Annotated in this window: 17 protein-coding genes and 1 tRNA gene; 10 read left to right on the top strand and 8 right to left on the bottom strand. The window is 57.7% G+C overall.

The window, feature by feature from the left end:
• The first annotated feature begins 118 nt into the window (after positions 1–118).
• Entirely contained in the window at positions 119–1,276 is a 1,158-nt protein-coding gene (locus QVG61_RS04150) for a glycosyltransferase (protein ID WP_289932066.1), read from the top strand.
• Positions 1,277–1,963: 687 nt separating this feature from the next.
• On the opposite strand, the gene QVG61_RS04145 is transcribed toward QVG61_RS04150, so the two are convergent.
• On the bottom strand, positions 1,964–3,358 hold the full coding sequence (locus QVG61_RS04145) for a flippase (protein ID WP_289932065.1): 1,395 nt from the start codon (positions 3,356–3,358) through the stop codon (positions 1,964–1,966).
• Positions 3,359–3,397: 39 nt separating this feature from the next.
• Positions 3,398–4,606, bottom strand: a complete 1,209-nt coding sequence (locus tag QVG61_RS04140) for a DegT/DnrJ/EryC1/StrS family aminotransferase (protein WP_289932064.1) — start codon at positions 4,604–4,606, stop codon at positions 3,398–3,400.
• Between the two features lie 190 nt (positions 4,607–4,796).
• On the opposite strand from QVG61_RS04140, the gene QVG61_RS04135 reads away from it, so the two are divergent.
• The 3 genes from QVG61_RS04135 (at position 4,797) to QVG61_RS04125 (ending at position 8,492) form a co-directional block, all read left to right on the top strand.
• Complete coding sequence (locus QVG61_RS04135) at positions 4,797–6,206, top strand: undecaprenyl-phosphate glucose phosphotransferase (RefSeq protein ID WP_289932063.1); 1,410 nt, start codon at positions 4,797–4,799, stop codon at positions 6,204–6,206.
• 91 nt (positions 6,207–6,297) lie between these two features.
• A complete protein-coding gene (locus QVG61_RS04130; RefSeq protein WP_289932062.1) occupies positions 6,298–7,257 on the top strand; it encodes a UDP-glucuronic acid decarboxylase family protein in 960 nt (319 codons plus the stop codon).
• Positions 7,258–7,883: 626 nt separating this feature from the next.
• Positions 7,884–8,492: a hypothetical protein gene (locus tag QVG61_RS04125; protein ID WP_289932061.1), complete on the top strand. Its 609-nt coding sequence runs from the start codon at positions 7,884–7,886 to the stop codon at positions 8,490–8,492.
• A gap of 346 nt (positions 8,493–8,838) precedes the next feature.
• Here the strand turns inward: QVG61_RS04125 and QVG61_RS04120 are convergent.
• Positions 8,839–8,928: transfer RNA gene (locus tag QVG61_RS04120), tRNA-Ser, on the bottom strand.
• 107 nt (positions 8,929–9,035) lie between these two features.
• On the opposite strand from QVG61_RS04120, the gene mltF reads away from it, so the two are divergent.
• Positions 9,036–10,433: a membrane-bound lytic murein transglycosylase MltF gene (mltF, locus tag QVG61_RS04115; protein ID WP_289932060.1), complete on the top strand. Its 1,398-nt coding sequence runs from the start codon at positions 9,036–9,038 to the stop codon at positions 10,431–10,433.
• Positions 10,434–10,910: 477 nt separating this feature from the next.
• Here mltF and QVG61_RS04110 read toward each other — a convergent pair whose 3' ends face one another.
• From QVG61_RS04110 to QVG61_RS04100, 3 genes are all read right to left on the bottom strand, one after another.
• Positions 10,911–11,873, bottom strand: a complete 963-nt coding sequence (locus tag QVG61_RS04110; RefSeq protein ID WP_289932059.1) for an MBL fold metallo-hydrolase — start codon at positions 11,871–11,873, stop codon at positions 10,911–10,913.
• A gap of 58 nt (positions 11,874–11,931) precedes the next feature.
• Positions 11,932–12,381, bottom strand: coding sequence for a tRNA adenosine(34) deaminase TadA (gene tadA, locus QVG61_RS04105; RefSeq protein ID WP_289932058.1), 450 nt, complete (start codon positions 12,379–12,381; stop codon positions 11,932–11,934).
• Between the two features lie 980 nt (positions 12,382–13,361).
• Complete coding sequence (locus QVG61_RS04100; protein ID WP_289932057.1) at positions 13,362–14,201, bottom strand: DUF1566 domain-containing protein; 840 nt, start codon at positions 14,199–14,201, stop codon at positions 13,362–13,364.
• Between the two features lie 670 nt (positions 14,202–14,871).
• On the opposite strand from QVG61_RS04100, the gene QVG61_RS04095 reads away from it, so the two are divergent.
• The 5 genes from QVG61_RS04095 to QVG61_RS04085 all read left to right on the top strand — a co-directional run bounded on the left by QVG61_RS04095 (position 14,872) and on the right by QVG61_RS04085 (position 18,789).
• Positions 14,872–16,506, top strand: a complete 1,635-nt coding sequence (locus tag QVG61_RS04095) for a hypothetical protein (protein ID WP_289932056.1) — start codon at positions 14,872–14,874, stop codon at positions 16,504–16,506.
• Positions 16,507–16,611: 105 nt separating this feature from the next.
• Complete coding sequence (locus QVG61_RS04090) at positions 16,612–16,890, top strand: helix-turn-helix domain-containing protein (protein ID WP_289932055.1); 279 nt, start codon at positions 16,612–16,614, stop codon at positions 16,888–16,890.
• A gap of 30 nt (positions 16,891–16,920) precedes the next feature.
• Positions 16,921–17,076 carry a hypothetical protein gene (locus QVG61_RS13635; protein ID WP_354671182.1) on the top strand — a complete coding sequence of 52 codons (156 nt, stop codon included), beginning with the start codon at positions 16,921–16,923 and terminating at the stop codon, positions 17,074–17,076.
• A gap of 1 nt (position 17,077) precedes the next feature.
• On the top strand, positions 17,078–17,389 hold the full coding sequence (locus QVG61_RS13630; RefSeq protein WP_354671181.1) for a transposase: 312 nt from the start codon (positions 17,078–17,080) through the stop codon (positions 17,387–17,389).
• 308 nt (positions 17,390–17,697) lie between these two features.
• On the top strand, positions 17,698–18,789 hold the full coding sequence (locus QVG61_RS04085; RefSeq protein ID WP_289932054.1) for a hypothetical protein: 1,092 nt from the start codon (positions 17,698–17,700) through the stop codon (positions 18,787–18,789).
• 33 nt (positions 18,790–18,822) lie between these two features.
• On the opposite strand, the gene QVG61_RS04080 is transcribed toward QVG61_RS04085, so the two are convergent.
• Both QVG61_RS04080 and QVG61_RS04075 read right to left on the bottom strand, forming a co-directional pair.
• Positions 18,823–19,383, bottom strand: a complete 561-nt coding sequence (locus QVG61_RS04080; RefSeq protein ID WP_289932053.1) for a hypothetical protein — start codon at positions 19,381–19,383, stop codon at positions 18,823–18,825.
• Between the two features lie 308 nt (positions 19,384–19,691).
• Entirely contained in the window at positions 19,692–20,957 is a 1,266-nt protein-coding gene (locus QVG61_RS04075; RefSeq protein WP_289932051.1) for an FkbM family methyltransferase, read from the bottom strand.
• Positions 20,958–21,094 lie beyond the last annotated feature (137 nt).

Raw genomic sequence — 21,094 nt, 5'->3', positions numbered from 1 at the left:
CATCCAATGATAACATGAAGAAACTGCCACCATACCGTTCCAACAGACAGACATTCATGGCGCCTCTGGCCCATGAAGATGCCATATTGACCATCAATTGAAAGCCTAGCGCCCGACAATGAACAGAGACCAATCCCGGGAGAAACATGAAAAACGCCCGCTTCGTATCGCATTGACCGGAAGCCGGGGGATACCCGCATCCTACAGTGGATTCGAGACATTTTATGAGCAACTGGCGGTTCGGCTGGTCGAACGAGGTCACCATGTCACGGTCTACAACCGGGCACATCATATAAAATCCAGACAAACCGAATACCGCGGCATCCGGCTGGTCCGTCTTCCGTCCATACAAAGCAAGCACCTGGATACACTGTCACATACCTTCATCTCTATCCTTCATGCCCTGTTCTCACGAAACGACATCATCTATATCTGTATAGTTGGCAACAGTCCCTTGTGCCTTCTACCGCGCCTTGCCAGAAAAAAAGTGATACTCAACGTCGACGGCGCCGACTCGGAACGCGAAAAATGGCGCGGCTTTGCCAAGACCTACCTACGCTGGAGTGAAAAAATCGCCTGTCTGCTTGCTGACACCATCATCGCTGATGCAAAAGAGATACAGCGCCGCTATCTCAATCTCTACAGCAAGGAGACAACCTTCATCCCCTATGGCGCAAATATATGGCCAAGAAGGAATGAGGCCCACAACACGTCTGTACTCGAAGAATTCGGGCTAAGCGATGATGGTTACTTCCTGTTTGTAAGCCGTTTGACTCCTGAAAATCATGCCCACACACTCATTGAGGCATTCAAGAGAGCCAACACGGATCTGAAACTCGTAATCGTTGGTGATGCACCTTATGTCAACGAGTATAAAAAAGAGCTGGAGAAGTTGTGTGACGATGAGCGCATCATCCTTACAGGATATCAATTCGGCGATTCCTACCGCCAATTGAGCTGCCATTGCCGTTGCTTCGTCCTCCCTGCTGGAATCGACGGAACACGACCGGTGCTGCTCGACCAGATGGGGTTTGGGAATTGTGTCGTGGTCAGGGATACACCTGTAAACCTGGAAGTCATCGGCGACTCAGGTTTGAGTTTTGACCGTAATCATGCCATTGAAAGCCTGACCCAGGTGTTACAGTCCATAGCATCGGACCCTGAGCTTGTTGAGGAGATGCGTGCGCGAGCCATAAGACGCATAGCGGAAAAATATTCATGGGACCGGGTAACCGATCAGTATGAGGATCTGTTCTACTCCTTGATCGAGAAATAGTCACACCCTCAGCAGGCTGTTGAAAGAGTCTCCGGCGAGTGCGAGACAAGGCAAATAACGGCTAAGAAGTGCAGTTTTTACTAGGGCCTGTTAACACTATCCCAATGGGTTCTGCTGGGACTCTTTTTCCGTCCAGCAAGGCAGAATGAGCGAAATGTAGTCAGTCTACATGAGCGAATGATAACGCCGCTGGGCGGAAAAAGAGCCCCAGCCCTCCGGGTTGCGCCTGAAAAAGCGCCACTCCGCGTTGCTCGTCGTTCATTTGGAGTCACCAAACCTCTCTCCTCGCGCCTTGATTGGCGCTTTTTTCAGGTGCAACAGAGCCCATTGGGATAGTGTTAACAGGCCCTAAGACAAACGATAACAAAGCCTCATTCAGAGCTTGCCAGGCGCCCCGGATCAAGGCGTGCTCCGCAGGGAATGGCCCGCCCTTGCCAAGGGGCACAACGCAGAGCCGGGGCGCCTGGCAAGCTCCCTGCGGGCGGGCCTCTGGACGGCCATCCGCAACGTTGCAATGGCTTGACAGGGAATCACCCTGCCGGCGCCATTGCGCCTTGCGGGCTGATCGACCAGAGACCCGCTGAATGAGGCTTTGTTATCGTTTGTCTTAGTAACATGGCCGTAAATGAGCATTTGAGCCATTTTTTAACGCCGCGTCCTGCCGCCAGCGGTTTTTTCAACAGCCTGTTAGCTGAACACTGACTTACTGACCAACCCCCACCTCCGGGCTGCCAACACATACAGCGGCAGTGCAAGCATCAATCCCCAAACCATACCAAGCCCATTCAACATACTTGCGAGCAGAAAAAGCATTATATTCATGGCCACTATCATTCGCATATTCCTGCCTGCGAAAAGATTACCCATGTTCTTGTATACATAGGCCTGCGATACCAGAAGCAACGACAAGTGGCTTGCCAGTGTTGTCCAAGCCGCTCCTATAAAACCATATTCTGGAATTACGAGAACATTCAACCCAACATTGATGACTGCTGCCAATGCCGCGTTCCAGTATCCGTGGTTCACATCACCAACTGCAAGATTTATTGCAGAACCGACCAGTGAGTAGACGATAAGCACAAACACCCAGGCAAGGATACCTATTATCTCTGCAGATTCCATGAAGTCACTGCCATAAAGCAGCAACACGACCGGATCGGCCAGATAAGGCGCTATGATCGCAAGCGGAAGCAGAACCAGCGCCAGCACCTCCATCATCTGCACACATGCAGATCTCGCAGCAGCTCTGTTTTCAACCAGCTTTCTTGCCAATACCGGGATCAGTGGCGTGGTTATCGTGACTGCAACGACAGCGCCAAGATCGAGAAGCTTGTATGCTGCGCTATACAGACCGGCATGATATGACGAATGAAACTCATTGAGCATTATTACATCTGCCCGGCGATTTATAATAGTGAAAAACCCGGCCACCCCAACTGGCGCCGACAGCGCAAGGATAGAGCGTATTAGCGTCCACCTGATCTTCAGCTCAGGCTTGACAATGCGCAATACAAGATAGAATGCAGCGAATACATAGATGATGCTTGCCAGCATGAAACCATACAGATAGTCGACCAGAGGCCGTTCCAACAAGACAAGCAATATATAGGCAAGCAGCAACAGCGTCAGGCTGTACAGCGCACTGGCATGCACCGAGTTCCATGGCCTTTCATATATCTGGAATATCGGTTCAAAGAACCTGGATGACACGAAGGGGATGGAAATTACGATCACTATCAGCGCCGATTCAAGTGATTCATCCACGAAGAAAATCCCGGCATATGCGACCAGGGTAACGCATAGAACGAGACATAGTCTCAGCAGCAGAAAATTGCCCAGATAGGACGATGAATTTTCTGTGCCGACCTGTGCCAACCCTTTCCCCAGGACAGCCGTCGTTCCAAGATCAGCCGCCGAGCATGCTATATTCAGATAGGCCATCAGAAAGGCGAATTGCCCGAATGCCTCTGCACCCAATGACCTTGCAATCAGGACGAAGGTTACCAGATTTGCACCAAGCGACAGGATCCTGCTTATGCTTTGCGCGGCAACATTTTGCAGATAGTTCCTGCGTTCTGACATTGGTGCAATCCCATCCAGCAGTCAATCCAACCTACTGCACTATGCCTTCATTCCATAATATCGCAGGACCTTGGTAAACGCGGTACAAACATCATCGACATCCTGATCCGTAAGATGCCCTGATAGCGGCAATGAAACTGTCCTTTCGCCTATAAACTCTGCATTCGGAAAGTCTCCTCTCTTCCACCCATAATTCTCCTGATAGAACGGATGCATATGAATCGGAATATAGTGCACGCCGACTCCAATATTCTCTTTCGTTAGCGCATGCAGCACTTGGTCACGTGACACGCTTAACTGCTCGATATCCAGAAGTGGGGTAAACAGATGATAGGCATGCCGAGTCCCAGCCTCAGGTGGCTTGGGGAGCCTGCAGGGCAGGTCCTTGAATGCCTGCATGTACCTCGTCCAGACAGCCTCTCGATTTCTCCAGCTCGACTCCACCCTGCTCAGCTGTTCGATACCCATGACCGCCTGGATATCCATCATATTGTATTTGAATCCAGCATGCACAACCTGGTAATGCCGGTATCCTGCGTCCGAAAATCGGCTCCAGGCATCGTTACTCATGCCATGCAGCGCCAGTATCTTTATCTTGTCTGCCAGTGACCTGTCTCGCGTAACGACCATCCCCCCCTCGCCAGTGGTTATGTTCTTGGTAACATAGAAACTGAAGCAGCCTATGTCACCCAGCGTGCCTGCATTCCTTTCATGGTAGCGAGTCTCAACCGCATGCGCACAATCCTCCACCACAGCCAGTCCATGCTGTCTGGCCAGTTTGAGTATGGGATCCATGTCACAGCTGCGGCCAGCAAAGTGCACGACCAGGATCGCCTTGGTTCGCGGCGTTATCTTTTGGGCTATTGATTCAGCAGTGATGTTCATCGAGTCCCTGTCGCAGTCGGCAAGCACAGGGGTGGCGCCGGTATGAATGATGGCATTGACCGTTGCGCAGAAGGTCATGGGCGTGGTGATGACCTCATCTCCTTTGCCAATATCGATCGCCTTCATCGAAAGATGAAGTGCAGCCGTGCAGGAATTTACTGCAATCGCATTGTCTATTCCCTTGTAGGCGGCAAATGCCTGTTCGAATTCATGGACCTTTGGTCCGGTTCCGACCCATCGCCTGCGCATGCAGTCGACGACCGCCTCCATCTCGGCCTCTGAAAAATCCGGAGCCCCGAACACCAGGAAGTTCCCGCTGTCACGAACCGGCTTACCCCCTTCGACTGCTGGCAGATCTTGCATGACACACCCACACCAAACCATCCATACCAGACCCATCAAAAATCCCTATAAAAATCATATATATAATATATATGCGAGACATTGATGGCACGACGTATACGATGCTAAATTAACTACTACAGGATTTGAATAACTATATGGCCAATCCCATTGGCACCGGCCCCCGCATTATTTCCATGGAGAAATTTTCATGCCTGACATGAGTCAAGGCGTTATCCGCCCGTACAGCGTCGCACTGGTGGAATTGAACAGGGTCTTCGATGGTCTCTTCATCGTTTTTTCCTTGTGGATGACCCATCGGCTGCTCAATCTGCAATGGCACAGCGATTCCCTGGCCCTTGGTCTTCTTGCCGTGGCACTGTTCACCATTGTCGCCGGTTACAACTCCCTGTACCGATCCTGGCGGTCCATGCCATTGCGCATCGAGATAAAAAAGATTCTGATCTGCTGGACGCTCACGGCTTTGATGCTCGGCCTGCTGGTGGTTTTCGTATCACCCTACCTAACAATCTCCCGCAAAGCCATCTTTACCTGGCTGATTCTGACCCCCGTCACGCTGGCGACCATTCGCAGCATAATCCGCGGCGGACTGCGCTATATCCGTATCCGCGGACACAACTATCGAACCGCTGCCATTGTTGGCGCCAACGACCTTGGCCGCCGCATCGATACCATCATTACCCACTCTGCCTGGATGGGGCTGCGTCCCGCCGGATTCTATGATGATCGACAGAATAACGAGCGCCTTCCCGAGGATTTCCCCCGTGAACTGATCAAGGGGTCGATAGAGGATCTGGTCGAAAAGGGGGCGCGAGGGGAGATAGACATCATCTATATCACCCTCCCCATGCGGGCCGAGGAACGCATCAAGATGATCATCTCCGAATTTTCGGATACCACGGTCAGGATTTACTATGTCCCTGATTTCTTTGCTTTCGATCTCCTGCGGTCCGAGTGGGAGACCGTCGGTGGCGTTCCGATCATCAGCGTGGTGGACAGCCCCATCCATGGTGTCAATTCCATGGCCAAGCGACTGGAGGACCTGGTACTCGCCTCATTGATCCTGGCGGCCACCGGTCTCCCCATGCTCCTCATCGCCCTGGCCATCAAGCTGACATCCAGGGGACCGGTGATCTACACACAAAAGAGATATGGACTGGATGGCAGGGAATTCGAGATCTACAAGTTCCGTACCATGCGCACCGGACAGGATGACAGATTCGTCCAGGCCACCCGTGACGACCCCCGCATCACTCCCATAGGTGCCTTCCTGAGATCTACATCGCTCGACGAGCTTCCCCAGTTCATCAACGTATTGCAGGGCAGGATGTCCGTAGTAGGACCCCGTCCCCACCCCGTCGAACTCAATGAACAACATCGGCGTATCATACATCGCTACATGCTGCGGCATATCGTCAAGCCCGGCATCACCGGCTGGGCCCAGATCAATGGCTATCGTGGCGAAACAGACACGATCGAAAAGATGGAGAATCGTGTCAAATACGATCTGGAATACATCCGCGAATGGTCACTGTGGTTCGATCTGAAGATCGTGCTGCTTACGCTGCTCAAGGGCTTCACCGGAAAAAACGCCTATTGAACGGCAATTTTGAGGTTATCATAGCAAGGCATCTGGACGCCGGCCGTGCCGGCAATTACAGTTTGAGACAAAACAATAAACAGGGATAGACATGTTTGGCAGAAAACGCATACTTGTAACCGGCGGGGCAGGCTTCCTTGGCTCCCATCTGTGTGAGGCCCTGCTCAGGCAGCAGCATGAAGTTCTCTGCGTCGACAACTTCTTCACCGGCACCCGGGACAACATCCGCCATTTGCTCGACAATCCGAGCTTCGAACTGCTACGTCATGACGTCACCTTTCCGCTCTATGTAGAGGTTGACGAAATCTACAATCTGGCCTGTCCCGCCTCCCCCATCCATTACCAGTTCGATCCGGTGCAGACCACCAAGACCAGCGTTCACGGGGCAATCAACGTCCTTGGACTGGCAAAGCGGGTCAAGGCCACGCTCATGCAGGCCTCCACCAGCGAAGTCTATGGCGATCCCCAGCAGCACCCGCAGAAAGAAGACTACTGGGGACATGTCAATCCGCTGGGTACCCGCGCCTGTTATGACGAGGGCAAGCGATGCGCCGAGACCCTGTGCTTCGATTATCACCGTCAGCACAAGCTTTCCATCAAAGTGGCACGGATCTTCAATACCTATGGCCCGCACATGCACCCCAACGACGGACGGGTAGTCTCCAATTTCATCGTCCAGGCATTGCGGAACGAGCCCATCACCATCTACGGTGACGGCTCACAAACCCGCTCCTTCTGTTACGTGGACGACACCGTGGATGCCTTCATCCGCCTGATGGACACGGACCCCGCCTTTACCGGCCCGGTGAACATTGGCAATCCGGAGGAGCAAACGGTACGCGAGCTCGCGGAAACGATCATCGAGCTAACCGGTTCACGCTCGACGCTCACCTACAAGGCACTGCCGAGCGACGACCCAACCCGGCGTTGTCCCGATATCGAGCTGGCAAAGAGCGCGCTGGACTGGACGCCCAGGATCACACTAAGCGAAGGCCTGGGCAAAACCATCGCCTACTTCGACACGCTGCTGAGCCAGCGTGACAAGCTCTAACCCGGGTGTTGCACCAAGGCGGCCCGCATGATCGGCGTGCTGGCTGACATACAAGGCCGGGAGGCTCGCAAATGGGTTCTCGCAACGGGTGCAGCCTGTTCAATTGACTCCGGGTATTGCGGCCTGGAGGCCGCCCCTAGGTGACATGGCGGCACCATGGAAGGAGCGGCCTCCAGCCACGATTGGCGCGGTGTCAACAGGTCCTCGGAGTCTGTCGGATTCAGGCAATCGTAGCGGGCTGGCCGGGAGATTCAGGCCGCACTCCCACCCACGCAGTAGATCTGTCCTGAGCCCGACAGGCTGCCAAGAATCCTCGGCAGACACCGCCTGTCAAAGGGGCCGACAGGCCGCCTGCCCCCCCCCACCCGAAAGCACCACTGTTTTGCCGATTTTTCAGTCGCTTGGCAATGATCACGGCGGCTCGCCCATGTCACATTTTTTTACACTTGCTGTTCGAGACAGCTTGCAGCTCGCCCAGACCAAGCCACAATCACCTGTAATATCAAACAGATGGCTACTGGCCAGGGGATATGGAACAACTATTGCAAGGAGGCTAACCAGGGAGATCGGTCAATGATCGCCGTTGCACGCAGCACGATCACAAGAACAAGGCGAGGACGAGCAACATGAAAACTCTTTCCAGTATCGGAAAATACCTGGGTAGCCTGGTGCTGACCGCAGTACTGGCCTCCGTGGCTCAGGCTGGCCCCATCACCATCGATTTCAGCGAGCTCGCCCCCCAACCGGTTCACGGCCTGACGGTAAAAGGCGTCACCTTCAGCTACGAGATCGGTGGCACAGCCTCGGCCGATGCCATCTTTGGCTCCGTCACCCCTCTCACCAGCACCTTCGTCCAGTCCCCGTTCCTGGAGGGGAACCCAGCCGGCGTGCTGACCTTGGATTTCGCAAATCCGGTCTCGTCCATCTCGATGGGACTGGCGGTCGTACCAAACGGCAGCTACACCCCGGGATCCCTGGTCGCCCTCTATGACACCTCACTGGTACTGGGCGCAAACGTACCGGTCAATCTGACCGATGTGGGAAGCGGTGTGGCCGAGGGCCTGTTCAGTTTTTCCGGCGGCCCCATCAGCCGTGTCGCCCTCCTGTTCGACCCCCAGACCCGGCGATTCGGCGTGGACAATATCAACCTGACCTTCGCAGTACCCGAGCCCGGCATCCTCTCCCTGATGGCCCTGCCACTCATGCTGATCGTCATCTCCAGACGGAAGGCGTAAGCGGGGTCAGCACGCGCCGCGAAACGCGGCCTGGGAACTGGCTTCCAAGCCCACAAAAAAACCGCCGGGTCAGGCGGTTTTTTTGTGGGCCTTCCGCGGCTCCGCGGTCGAACCGGCCATTCCGATTCCGTGGCTTCGAATCCGGCCTTTTACCAATCATCAAAAAAGGGCCGCAAGGGCCCTTCTTTGATGATTGGCGGAGAGGGTGGGATTGACTCCCTCCGGTCGTCGCTGCTCCGCCGCTCTCGCGGCTCCGCGGTCGAACCGGCCATTCCGATTCCGTGGCTTCGAATCCGGCCTTTTACCAATCATCAAAAAAGGGCCGCAAGGGCCCTTCTTTGATGATTGGCGGAGAGGGTGGGATTCGAACCCACGGATCCCCGGAGGGATCACTTGATTTCGAGTCAAGCCCTTTCGGCCACTCAGGCACCTCTCCGGAACCCGCGGTATTCTACTGGAAAATCGGCAAAAAAACTAAAAAATTCCCCTTCTCTCCCGCTATAGCCTACAATCGAGAAGCCTTCCGTCAGCAGCCGTTCCCGCATGCGATACATTCTTCCCATCCTGTTGATATATCTGTCCCTTTTGGGCTGCGAACGGCAACAGGAGACGCACCTGGCGCAGGTCCTCTCGGCTGGCGAGCTGGTGGTCGTAACCCGCAACAGCCCGACCACCTATTACGAGGGACCACAGGGTCCGACCGGTTTCGAGTACGACATGGTACGGCTGTTCGCCGACCAGCTGGGCGTGCGGCTGCGCATCGTGATCGCCGACAGCTTCGCCGACATCCTGCCGATGGTCAGCCGCGGTGAGGTCGATCTGGCCGCGGCCGGTCTGACCATCACCGAAACCCGCAAGTCCCTGGTCCGTTTCGGCCCCAGCTATCAAAAGATCACTCCCCAGCTCGTCTACCGCCAGGGCACGCCGCGGCCTGCCGATCTCAACGACCTGAACGGCATCCTGGAAGTGGTCAAGGGCAGCAGCCACGAGGAGCGACTCATGGCCCTGAGGACCGAGTACCCCAACCTGAGCTGGAAGACCAATGACGAGCTGGACAGCGGGGAACTGCTGGGGCTGATCTGGGAGCAGGTCATCGACTACACCATCGCCGACTCGAACGAGGTGGCGATCAGCCGGCGTTTCTTCCCGGAACTGCGCGTGGCCTTCGACATCAGCGACCCCGAACCCCTGGGCTGGGCCTTCGCTCACGAGCCCGACAACAGCCTGTTCAATGCCGCCCGCGAGTTCTTTGCCCGTATCCGCCAGGACGGCACTCTGGAACAGTTGCTGGAACGGCATTACGGCCATGTCGCCGATTTCGACTATGTCGGCACCCGCCGCTACCTGCGCCACATCCAGCAGCGGCTGCCAAGGTACATCGATCTGTTCAAGGCGGCAGCCGAGCGCCACGGCCTGGACTGGCGCCTGCTGGCCGCCATCGGCTATCAGGAATCGCACTGGGACGAGCACGCCCGCTCGCCGACCGGGGTGCGGGGAATCATGATGCTGACCCTCGACACCATGCGCCAGCTCGGCCTCGACAGCCGTCTGGATCCGGCGCAGAGCATCGAGGGAGGCGCGCGCTACTTCGCGATGATGAAAAAGAAGATTCCGGCACGCATCGCCGAACCGGACCGCACCTGGCTGGCGCTGGCGGCCTACAACATCGGCTTCGGCCACCTCGAGGATGCGCGCATCCTCACCCAGCGCAACGGCGGCGATCCCGACAAATGGGTGGACGTGAAGAAATACCTGCCGCTGCTCAGTCAGAAAAAATGGTACAAACAGACCCGTCACGGCTATGCCCGTGGCCGCGAGCCGGTACGCTACGTGGAGAACATCCGCAGCTACTATGACATCCTGGTCTGGTACATGGAACGCGACCAGGAACCGGTTCTCGACTCGCCACTGGATCTGATGTCCGACTTCCCCTCGCTCTAGCCCGGATATTGCGCCAAGGCAGGCTCCGTGGGCCGGGGTGGCAGGATGGCGCGGTACCCCTTGCGCCTTGATCGCGGCCTGGAGGCCGCTCCTACGACAACACATTGTGCCGCCTTGCCCCCGTAGGAGCGGCCTCCAGGCCGCGATCGGGGGATCCATGGCGGGCAATGCCCGGAGTCGATCGAACAGGCACAAAGCCGGGTTACGAGTTCCCGATCCATTTGCCAGCCTGCACGCCGATCATGCAGGCCGCCTTGGTTCGAGGGGGATCGCTCAAGATGCGCAGCCCGATTCGGCCTGACATCGAATAGGCACAAAGTGTAGCCCGTCCAGGCAGCCCTCTTGTGACCCCCCTTGGATAACAGCCTGGGCACCAATCATGCGGGCCGCCTTGGTGCAATATGCGGGCTAACGCCGTATCCTGCCGTCAGCGGTTTTTTTCAACAGCCTGCCAAGTCCGACAGGCTGCCAGCCCCGCTACTGTCCCAGCGATTCGGCCTCCAGCGACAGATAGATCTGGTAGGCGTTGCGCCGATTGGCCTCGACAAAGGCCGGCAGGGATGCGAAGCGCGACCAGTCGGTCGCGGCATAGGCCTCGTCGAAGGGGATGAAGTCCTCCACCGCCCGGCCCATGGCCTGGCGCAGGTAGCCGAGATAGTCATAGGTGAGCTGCACCGCCTGGTCCGGCTGTGCCGCCGCCGGGCCGTGCCCGGGGATCAGCGCGGCCAGCCCGGTGGTGCGCATCCCGTCCAGCACCTTCAGCCAGTGGGCCGAGTTGGCATCGCCGACGAAAGGCACCCGCCCCTCGAAGATGATGTCGCCCGAGAACAGCACCCGGCCAGGCTCGACGTAGACCGTCATGTCGGCATCGGAATGGGCACCACCGACCGGGCTGAGACGCAGCGTCACCTCACCCAGGCGCAGCGTCTCCGGCCGCGCCAGATAGCGGTCCGGCTCGACCAGCCGGGTGTCATCGTCAACCCAGGGAAAGAGCGAGATACGCCGTTCTTCCAGGCGCCGGGCCGCCTGCTCGGAACGCAGATAGATCTCCGCCCCCAGGGGTGCCATGATCTCCGCACCGAGCGCCTCGAAGACCTGCAGGCCGTAGATATGGTCGGCATGGTAGTGGGTCAACAGCACGGCGCGAATCGGCTGGTCGGTGAGCTCGCGGATGCGAGCCAGCAGCAGACGCCCCAGCGCCGGTGTCCCCAGGCTGTCGATCAGCACCACCCCTTCGCCGGTCAGCACCACCCCGGCATTGGAGACGAAGCCCTGGTTCGCCGTTGCCGCGCCGGGCGCGCCCTGCACGTAATAGACATGTTCGGAGACCCGCTGCAGGCGCATCTCGACATCGGGCACAGGCAGGGGTTCGCCACCGCCCCCCGCCATCAGCGGCAGGATCAGGAGCAAGGCGGCAACGAGGCGTGACAGCAGGAACATGGAACCTCCGCTCAAGAAAGACTGACAGGCACTCAGATGGACGCCTCAGGACGAGGCACTATTCCCGACGACTGCGGAAAAAACCCTGCAACTGCTCGGCACAGTCCTCGGCCAGCACGCCGCCGGTCACCGCCACCCGGTGATTCAGCCAGTGGGCCTCGAAGGCCTCCCCGGCCGCGCCACGCTTGCTGTCGCTGGCGCCGTACACCAGCCGTGCGACACGTGCATGAACCATGGCACCGGCACACATCAGACAGGGCTCGAGGGTGACGTACAGGGTGCTGCCGGTCAGCCGGTAATTGGCCAGGCGCGCGGCCGCATCGCGCAAGGCGACGATCTCGGCATGGGCGGTCGGGTCCTGACTGCCGATCGGCTGGTTCCAGCCCTCACCGATAAGTTCATCGTCCAGCACCAGCAGCGCGCCGACCGGCACCTCGCCAGAATCCGCCGCCCGCTCCGCCAGGGCAAGGGCGCGGCGCATCCAGTATTCGTCGGAAATGGCAGACATGATCAATTCCGGGGACAGTATACCTATCTCACACAAACGGCGCCCGATCTGAAGCCCCTTTCGGGCCCGGCTTTGCCGGCCTGAGTGTACGCCCGATTGAGCGCTCGGCGGCATCCAGGGACGATTCACTGCCCAACGGCCGACCCGTCAGGCCGTTCCCCCTGAACAGTCCTTGACCACTTCTTCAAACTGATTAAGGAAATTCCTGTCCCCGGAAATCTGAAAGCCCCGCGCCAGTCAGGCCAGGTGCTCTTGCTCGCTCCGGCGAAATCGGTATCAGCGAAACTCTCCTCGTTCTGAAAGCCGGGGTCATGCCCCCACCGCCGGGCGCAACGGGCCGGTGTGGCGGGATCGAAGGTGATCGTGTCAGTGGCACGAGTGTTTCACATCTTCAGCGCCTGGGGCGCCGGAAGGCATGGGCGAGCCGGGAGAAGGACACCCGGGAAACTGTAAAAGAAACGGGCATTTTGTAGGGGAATCGCGGTGCGCCATGTCGGCGATTCGCCCAGGCGATACCTGCCGGAAAGCTCCGCAACATACCGTATTGAAAGGGAGAAATAAAACCGCGCCTAAGATATCACTATTTGCTGGCAGGTTTTTTAACACATGCTTTAGCAGGAATTCCCAAGCGATTGAAAATAAAGAGGCAAAAACCCGCTTTGACAGGCATGGATTTTGCCCCTCACCCGGTCAGGCAACCTACGCTGGACGGCGCGCGGGAGGCCTGCCATGGCCGGCCGGGGAAAGACCCGCCTGGGGAGGCCGGCGGCGCCGCCCTCCGAAAGGCCCGGCCCGGTACGCGGTGCGCACCGCACATCCCCGTTTTGGCGCCGGGTCCCGGAAAGCGAGCATCACCAAATGAACATCGCCACGGAGGAAAACGACATGCAAAGGAAACCTTCTTCTTCTCATTCCTCCCGCAACCGGCGCCTGGAAGAATAAACGTGCGGATTGACGGGAAGGCTTGCCTACATCCGGTATCAGCGCCGAACCACCTTATCACGGCGACCTGCCGCCAACAGTCCCAGCAGGCCACTTCCGAACAACCATACCGCCGCCGGCAGCGGCACTGGCGCAACATCACCGGAACGCACAGCCCAGACATACAGACCGCTGTTGTTGTTCTTTGTATAGTAATCGGTCTGCTGCCCACTATACGTTCCGAAAGACCACGCCCTGCTGGAATAGACCGCAGACTCCAGACCGAACCAGTAAAAAGACGTCACAATGTCGCTGAAGGGTCCTGTATTGCTCAAACAGTACGTTGCCCCGGGACACCCGAGGTACGTCCCCTGGGTATCGTACATTGCGGTATTGCCCAACGTGTCATACCACAAGCTGGCCAGCTCGCTGTAAACCGCAGTGTCCGCGCTGCCGGTTTGTACATTGAAACCACAGTCAGTACCGGTATAGGCGTTGTCACAGCCAATCGAACCGGTATCCATCATCATCGGCAATCGCCAGTCGTTGTATCCCAGATATCCCGTGCCACCATCGGCGTTCATTGCATCGATCCAGTGCAGGGCGCCCCCCCATGTCATGCCGCCACTGGAATAAATGATCTCGGGGTATGACGAGGCATAGCTGTCCGCAGGGTGATCACCGAGGTCGGTATTATAAGGAAGGCCAAACGTGTTGGTCTTCGCGAGGTTGGCAGTGGCCAGCCAGGTGATGTCCAGCGTGGTGTCGTAGTAGGCCTGGTAATCGGTACCGCCGGGCGTCAGGGGCAGGCGCCCCAGCAGAACCGCATTCGCTGTTGAAGAAAATGCCAGACCGGCCAAAGCGGCGAGCAGCAGCCCCCTTGAGCGTGGAATTGCCATTCTTGTTGACTCCTCTATTCTTGTTTTTTGTTTACAGTCGGAATTATACAAACTCGGCCACTAGTGTCCGGAATATTATGCGTACACCGACGAACCAGACCACCACTTTAATGCAAAAAAGCCCGACACCGCCACCCTGTATGCCGCAACCGCCCAGTCCCCGGAGCAACCTAACACGGGAGCGGTGACACGGAGGCCGGATCAAGATATTGAGAACACGCCCGTCCCGGTACGGCGTCTTGACTTGATCGCGCACATTGCCATCCGGCGTCAGCGGCAGCCGCCTCCCGGAGAGCACAGACGGGGAGCATGCTGGAATGTGAGTCCTGCCCCCTTCACCACCCCTTCACTCTATGTTTTCAACCGCCTGCTCACGGCTACTTCCTGTAAAAAATTATGACGCTGCTCAATTTTCCAGGCCCTTGTAAGTATCTGTATATCAATAAGATGCATTCTTTGTATTGCCCTGAACGGTGTCGAGATGGTTTACATTCAGGTTCATCAGGCCGTTGAAGCAAAAGCGCGTTATGCGCAAAAAAACAACCAATAAACAATGCATTATGATTTAATTTTTAGTTGGAATCAAAATTGCCTGTAAATCAAGGGCGTTTTCTTCCTAACACATACAAAAAAACCGGATCCCTGCGTGAGCGGGACGGAAGGAGTCAAAATGAAACCGAAAATTGCAAAATTGGCCGGTGCCGCCCTGGTGGCTGCCGGCTTCGCCGGCACTGCCACAGCCGACATCATCGTCGATCCCGACGGGCAGGGCCTGACAAAGGTGTATCCTCCCGGTCTGGCCTTGGTCCTCGGCACCTCCCCTTCCGTCTCCGTGAGTTATCTCTATGTCGGCTACGAGGGCCAGGACGGCAGCCTCGAGGTCAATGCCGACAACGTCGTCGACACCCTGGAGGTGTACGGAAACTCGCAGATCGGCGCCAGCCTGACCACCGGCAATGGCGCCGGCTTCCTGCGCGTGGTCGGCGACGGCACCGCGGATTCCGCCAATGTCATCTTCGATAACCGGGTAGCGGTCGGTATCGGCGGCAACAGCCGGATCGACATCACCAACGGTGGACGGATCACTGCCGCCGAGGTCCAGCTCGGTTCCGCGGCCACGGTCGATGCGGACATTCTCGTCGACGGCCCGTACTCCCTGCTCGAAACCACGGCTGGACCGATCTTGTTCTCCGGCGAAGCACCCGGCGCGGGGCGCTCGCTGACCGTCTCGGGAGGGGCGATGATGCAGGCGCGCGGCGTCTATGACGGCATCTTCACGCCCGGTGATCCCTATAATCCCGGCGACATCAACCTCCAGAAGGGCGACCGCCTGACCGTCACCGGGACAAACAGCCTGGCGCTGTTCGAGGTAAACGTTCATAACCGTGGCACCATCGAGGTCCTCGACGGGGCAGTCCTGGCACAGGACGAACCCGTAGGGGTGATCGACACCTTCACGCCAATCGATCCCCGCGGCGTGATGTCGATGCGCGTGGGCGCGGCGAACACGACCGCACGGCTGCGTGTCGCCGGGACCAGTGATGTCTACCTGTCGCGCAGCCTGCGCATCGGAGGCTACAAGGAATTCGTCGATGTGGTGCCAGACGGCTCGGGCGGCTACCAGTGGATTTCGACCGGCGCCTCGGGCGAGGTACTCGTCGAGACCGGTTCCTATCTTACCGTCGATGGCGACCTCATCGTGTCCGAGAATGTCGCCAACCTGGACATCGCGTCGAACGAGGTGCTGCTGGCTCCCGGGGACGGTCACCTCACCGTCCGCAGCGGCGGGCAGGTGTACGTGGGCGGTACCCTGATCGTCAACGAGGGCGGCCTGCTCGACGGCGACGGCTCCATCATCGGCAACGTGCAGCTCGACGGCGGCACCATCGCGCCTGGCAACTCCCCGGGCACGCTCAACATCTTCGGCGACCTGGAGATCCTCGGCGGCACCCTTGACATCGAGGTCGGCTACAGCGACCAGGATGTGCTGGATGTCTGGGGCAACGTGAGCTTCGCACCGGGCACCACCGTCAATCTGCATTTCATCGAGGGCTATGCCCCGACGGCGGGCGAGTACATCGATTTTCTCTTCGCCAACGATGTCACCGGCACCGACAACGTCAGCTTCATGCTGTTCGGTCTGCAGGACGGATTCCAGTATCGGGTCGACACCTCGATCGGCCTGGGTCTGCAGGCGATGAACGATGCCGTCTCCGCCGTGCCGGTCCCGGCGGCCTTCTGGCTGTTCGGTTCCGGGCTGCTCGGGATGCTGGGTATCGCACGTCGCCAGCGAAAGCAGTCGTGAGCCGCGCATGAGTGGATGACGAAATAAAAAGGGGGCGCCCATGCGGGTCGCCCCCTTTTTATTACTAAGATGTGCATAATTGTCAGAACCGAGTAGACTGGCCTCATGCCAAAGAAGACCGACCTGCGCAGACTGCCCCATCAGAAACTCACCCAATTCAGACGCCAAGCTGTTGCGCGGGTACAAGAATGCGTACCCATCATGGATGTAGTGCACAGCATGGGCGTATCCCGCACAGCGCTGTTCCATTGGCTGGCACTGTACCGCTCGGGTGGATGGGATGCCTTGGATGCCGGGAAGCGGGACGGTCGGGAGCCCAAGCTCGATGCCAAGGCTATTGATCTGCTTTATCGCACCTTGACCCACGACCAACCCACGCGGTGAAAGTTTCCTTTTGCGCTCTGGACACTGAAGTTGCTTGCCAAGCTCATTCAGCAGGAACTCGGCATCCGGCTCAGCCGGTGGAGCATTTCCAGGCTGCTCCGTCACTGGGCCTGTCGCCACAGCGTCCCCTGTTCCGGGCCTGAATGCTCAGCGCTTCATCGAGTTTCTCAAGCGTCTTCTCCATGACGTGCAACGGCCGGTCTTTCTTGTCGTTGATGGGCACCCGGTTCATCGCAGCCGGGCGGTCAGGAAGTTTGTCGAGGGTACGGAAGGTCGTCTGGATCTCTGTTTCCTGCCGCCATATTTACCCGAAGTCAGTCCCATCGATCGGGTCTGGAGTCATGCCAAGAACCACCGGATCTGCAAGCAGGCCATCACGGACCCTGAACAGCTCAAGCGTCTGGTACTGTCTGCATTGCGCAGTCTTCAACGATTGACCAGTGTCGTGCGGGGATTCCTCCATCATCCCGAATGTCGGTATATCGTGGCGGACGGATGAATTCGGACTATTCTGCATATATTATTAACCTGGCAACCAAATATGCCGTGTTCAGGGCTTCAGGCCTGTTCCGGTACAAGGCGGGGCCTGCCTGCAAGGGTTGGTCTCCTTGTCAAGGGCCGGAACGCTGGACCGGGACAGGCCTGAAGCCGTCCATTCTATGATTCAACGGGTTCGGCCGCCGTATGCCGGCCTGCGGACGGCGTTATCGAACCTTGCCGCAGGCAGGCACACGGCAGCTGAACACGGCATATTTAGTTACCGGGTTAATAGTAAGTCGAATGCAAACCGCGAAAGGATCGAAAGACATGAATATCTTCGTGCAGCGAGCAGGGGGGCTGGTTTTTCTTTTCGGATTGACCAGTGGGGCCTCGACCCCGGTCGTGGCGGGGACAGGTATCGAGGTGGACAGCACTCTTGGAAATTATCAAGACTACGATGCCAGCCGCCCCTATGTCAGTTACACCGATACTTATGGCGATACATATTCCGGCATTTCTGTAAATGGCTATGCGAACGCAGCGAACATGTCGCTGGGGATGACTGCTACCGCCGATTCGATGGCGGCCGGGGCGTTCGCGAGCAAGTTCGAAGGGCGCCTGCGTGTAGGGGCTGGTAGTAGCGAGTTGCAGGCGGGCGATCCCGCGCGCCTGCGTCTCGATTTGCAGCTGGATGGAGTGCTCAGCAATGGCGCTCTGATCGATTCGTTGGGTAATCTGGCCGCGACCAACAACGATGCAATGATGCAGGCCGGTTTCATCGTGCATGAGGGAAAAGTTCCTTTGGGTTTGTCCCTGTATGGTGCTTATTCCGATGTGTCATCACTCAGAGGGGTTTCTTCGCTGGCCTATTTCTCTACCAGGGCCTTCTCCTCTAGGGAGGCCCTGGATTCTACAAATGAAAGATATATATACAACTGGTGGTGGGATACTGGCGCCAATGGGCGCTCAGGTTCCGACTCGGTGACCACAACTGCCACGGGTGCTGTTCAGGATCTTTTCTTCAGTACAGGTCTATTGGCGCTTGAATTTTATGCCCCGGTAGGTGCGGAAATCTGGGTAGAGGGTCTGTTGAGCGTCGACGTCAATGCAAACGACCACAATACCTGGGCGAATGCGGATTTCGGCAGCGGCCTACAAGCCACTATTATCGCCGTGGATGAAGGTATCCAACTCGATTACAGTGTCGATGTCAGCGAGGTGCCGCTGCCAGGGGCAGTTTGGTTGTTCGGTAGCGGGTTGATAGCCGTGTTCGGTGTAGGGGGCCGCTGCCGGCACCCACAGGCTCCCTGTGGCAGAGAAACACATCCTGTTTGCAGCAACGACTTCCAACCACTTTCCAGTTTCAACCCCACGCGCTTGAAAGTTCCCCGTCATTGGCGGTTACAACCGTCAGTTTGAATGTGAGGCGCATGAACGGCAATCGAGGGCATGTCAGTCCGTTATGGCTTCAGGGGTGGCGTGCGCGCGGATCTCCTCGATTCGTACCTGTATCCGGCAAGGATCACGCGTGCTGTTTCCGATGTTGATGCGACCCCAACCCTGCTCGTCCGGCTGCATAAACAACAGCGAACGCATTCCGGTGAGCCTCTTCCAGTCTGCTTCGTCTAGGCAGAGGCGGATGCGGACACCGAGGATGCCATGTCCGCCCGTCATTCCCGTGGTCCATCCGACCTCGGTCTCCCCCACGTCTTCCCAGGGCACGAACAGAAAGCCGCTATAGTCCGGCCAGCGGATGTAGAGGCCACGACGGTCCGCTGCGAAACTGACCCAAGGCCTCCATGCACGGGGTTGCGCCAGAACGAGGACCAGAAGAATGGCAATCCCGCCCGCGATCCAGTGCGGGGTACCCATTTCGCCATGAAGATACACGCCGGCCAGCCACAGAATCGTTCCGCCTGCCGCGGCCAGGAACAGGCCCAGCGCGAAGCGCTGGATCCCCAGGGGCGTCGACAGAATGTAGCTGGGCGATTGCAGTTCAGGCAGGTTACTCACAAGCGCTCGCTCTCACAGGCCCTCTATCCTCTCAAGAAAATAGAGCCTCCGGTAAACCCGTGGCGGTTCAAGTCGCCGCCACAGTCATTCTGCGGCTAGCCCCATCGACGCGCTCAAGATCAATCGTTCCTTCCTCCAACGTGTCCCCGCCGACAACAGCAGCGCGCCCTCTTTGAACCATCATGGAAATGGCGCACAACCTTGGACATCCCTGCTCTTCTCGGCTGTAGGTCCAATCTTTACCGCGCAGACTGAGGTGAGCATTCAGAGTCGGCCAGGCCAATCACATGCATAAGCGCGCATCCGCATTACCCGCCCTGTATCCCGAGGCGCGAGAGCGCCTCGCTGATCCGCAGCCGATAGCCATCCGCCGCTTTCTCTCCCAATCCGAGGCTCTCCACGATCATATGCGCCTGCCTGACCCGCTTGTCCTTGACCAGGTCGGCGACCGACTCCATCCCATGCCCGCGCAACAGCTCCTCGAAAGCCGTATCCTGCTGCTCCAGCAGTTGGGGAAAAGATTCCAGGAACCTCCCCACGTCCACTTTTGAGAAATAATCCCCCAACACCCTGTCCCGGTCGAAGGTCGTCCACGGATGCGGATTGTCCGGCTCGAATCTTCGCAGAGCCTCCTCGAAGGTATACAGCTGGGCGAACGAGGGCAGAGGAATGTACGCGGATTCCCTGTACAGGCCCCAAACCCTGGCGAGAAAATCCACATATTCTGGAACCTCCCCTTCACCCACCGGATGCGAACCTTCTTCCCCGAAGACGCGTTCCAGACAATCGAGCGCGTATTCGACATATCCAAACGACAGGGCCACGAATGCCAGCTTGAGCAGGCTCGCGGCTGGATGTTCTGCCGTATCCTCCAGGTGATCCACATCCTTGAAGAACAGGGCATCGGCTGCCATCATCATCCCGTCTCCACGGAAACCGATTCCGGCCCTATAGAAATTGACCCGCGCCTCGCGCATGAAAAAACGCATGAAATGAAACCCGCGCCGGCGCATCGCCGAAAGCAGGTCACCGAACAGCGCCTGGCCGGCATACAACTCGTGCATCTCCACCTCGCACAGAACGGCGACCACGTTCTTTTTCAGTTGCTGCTCGGCGCCGGACAGTACGCGATCCTCAGTCCCTTGGGTATCGATGGACAGGAAATCGATGCCGAAGCCTCTCCTCCGCGCCAATGAATCCAGCGTGACCGCAGACACCCGAAAGTTCTTTACTGGTTTGAAGGTTTCAGCATAGACGTAATCGCCGAACAGAAGCAGCGGAGAATATTGCTCCCGCTTGTAGGAGGCAGGTGGAAGCAAGGAACTGGTGCAGGGGCAATAATTCAGGCTGAAATCGACCGCCCCTTCCCTGTCGTCCACCACATAGGGATGCAACACGACGTCCATGCCCCTGGTCCTGCAGATCGACTCCACCTGCGGCAGGCAGGATTCATCCGAGTCGTAGACATGAAAAACCATATCCTTCAGGAAATGGCGATTCAGCGGAAACTCCCCGATTTCACCATCCCGCCCGCCGACATGATGGATCTGTAACTTGAAAAGCGATTCCGTCACCCTTCATCTCCCCGGTCAGTATTTCGCCCAGCAAGGCCACGCCGCGCTGGTATAAGGACATTGAGGATAAAGGCCGTCTTCACCCAAGTCCAGCAACAGCCGACCGCGAATGGCTCGCCTCGTCGCCGCTCAACGGA

The sequence above is a fragment of the Thiohalobacter sp. IOR34 genome, from assembly GCF_030406045.1.
In the GTDB taxonomy this organism is placed as follows: domain Bacteria; phylum Pseudomonadota; class Gammaproteobacteria; order Thiohalobacterales; family Thiohalobacteraceae.
Note: the sequence above shows the minus strand (reverse complement) of the source record. Positions and strands in the feature narration are given on the sequence as shown.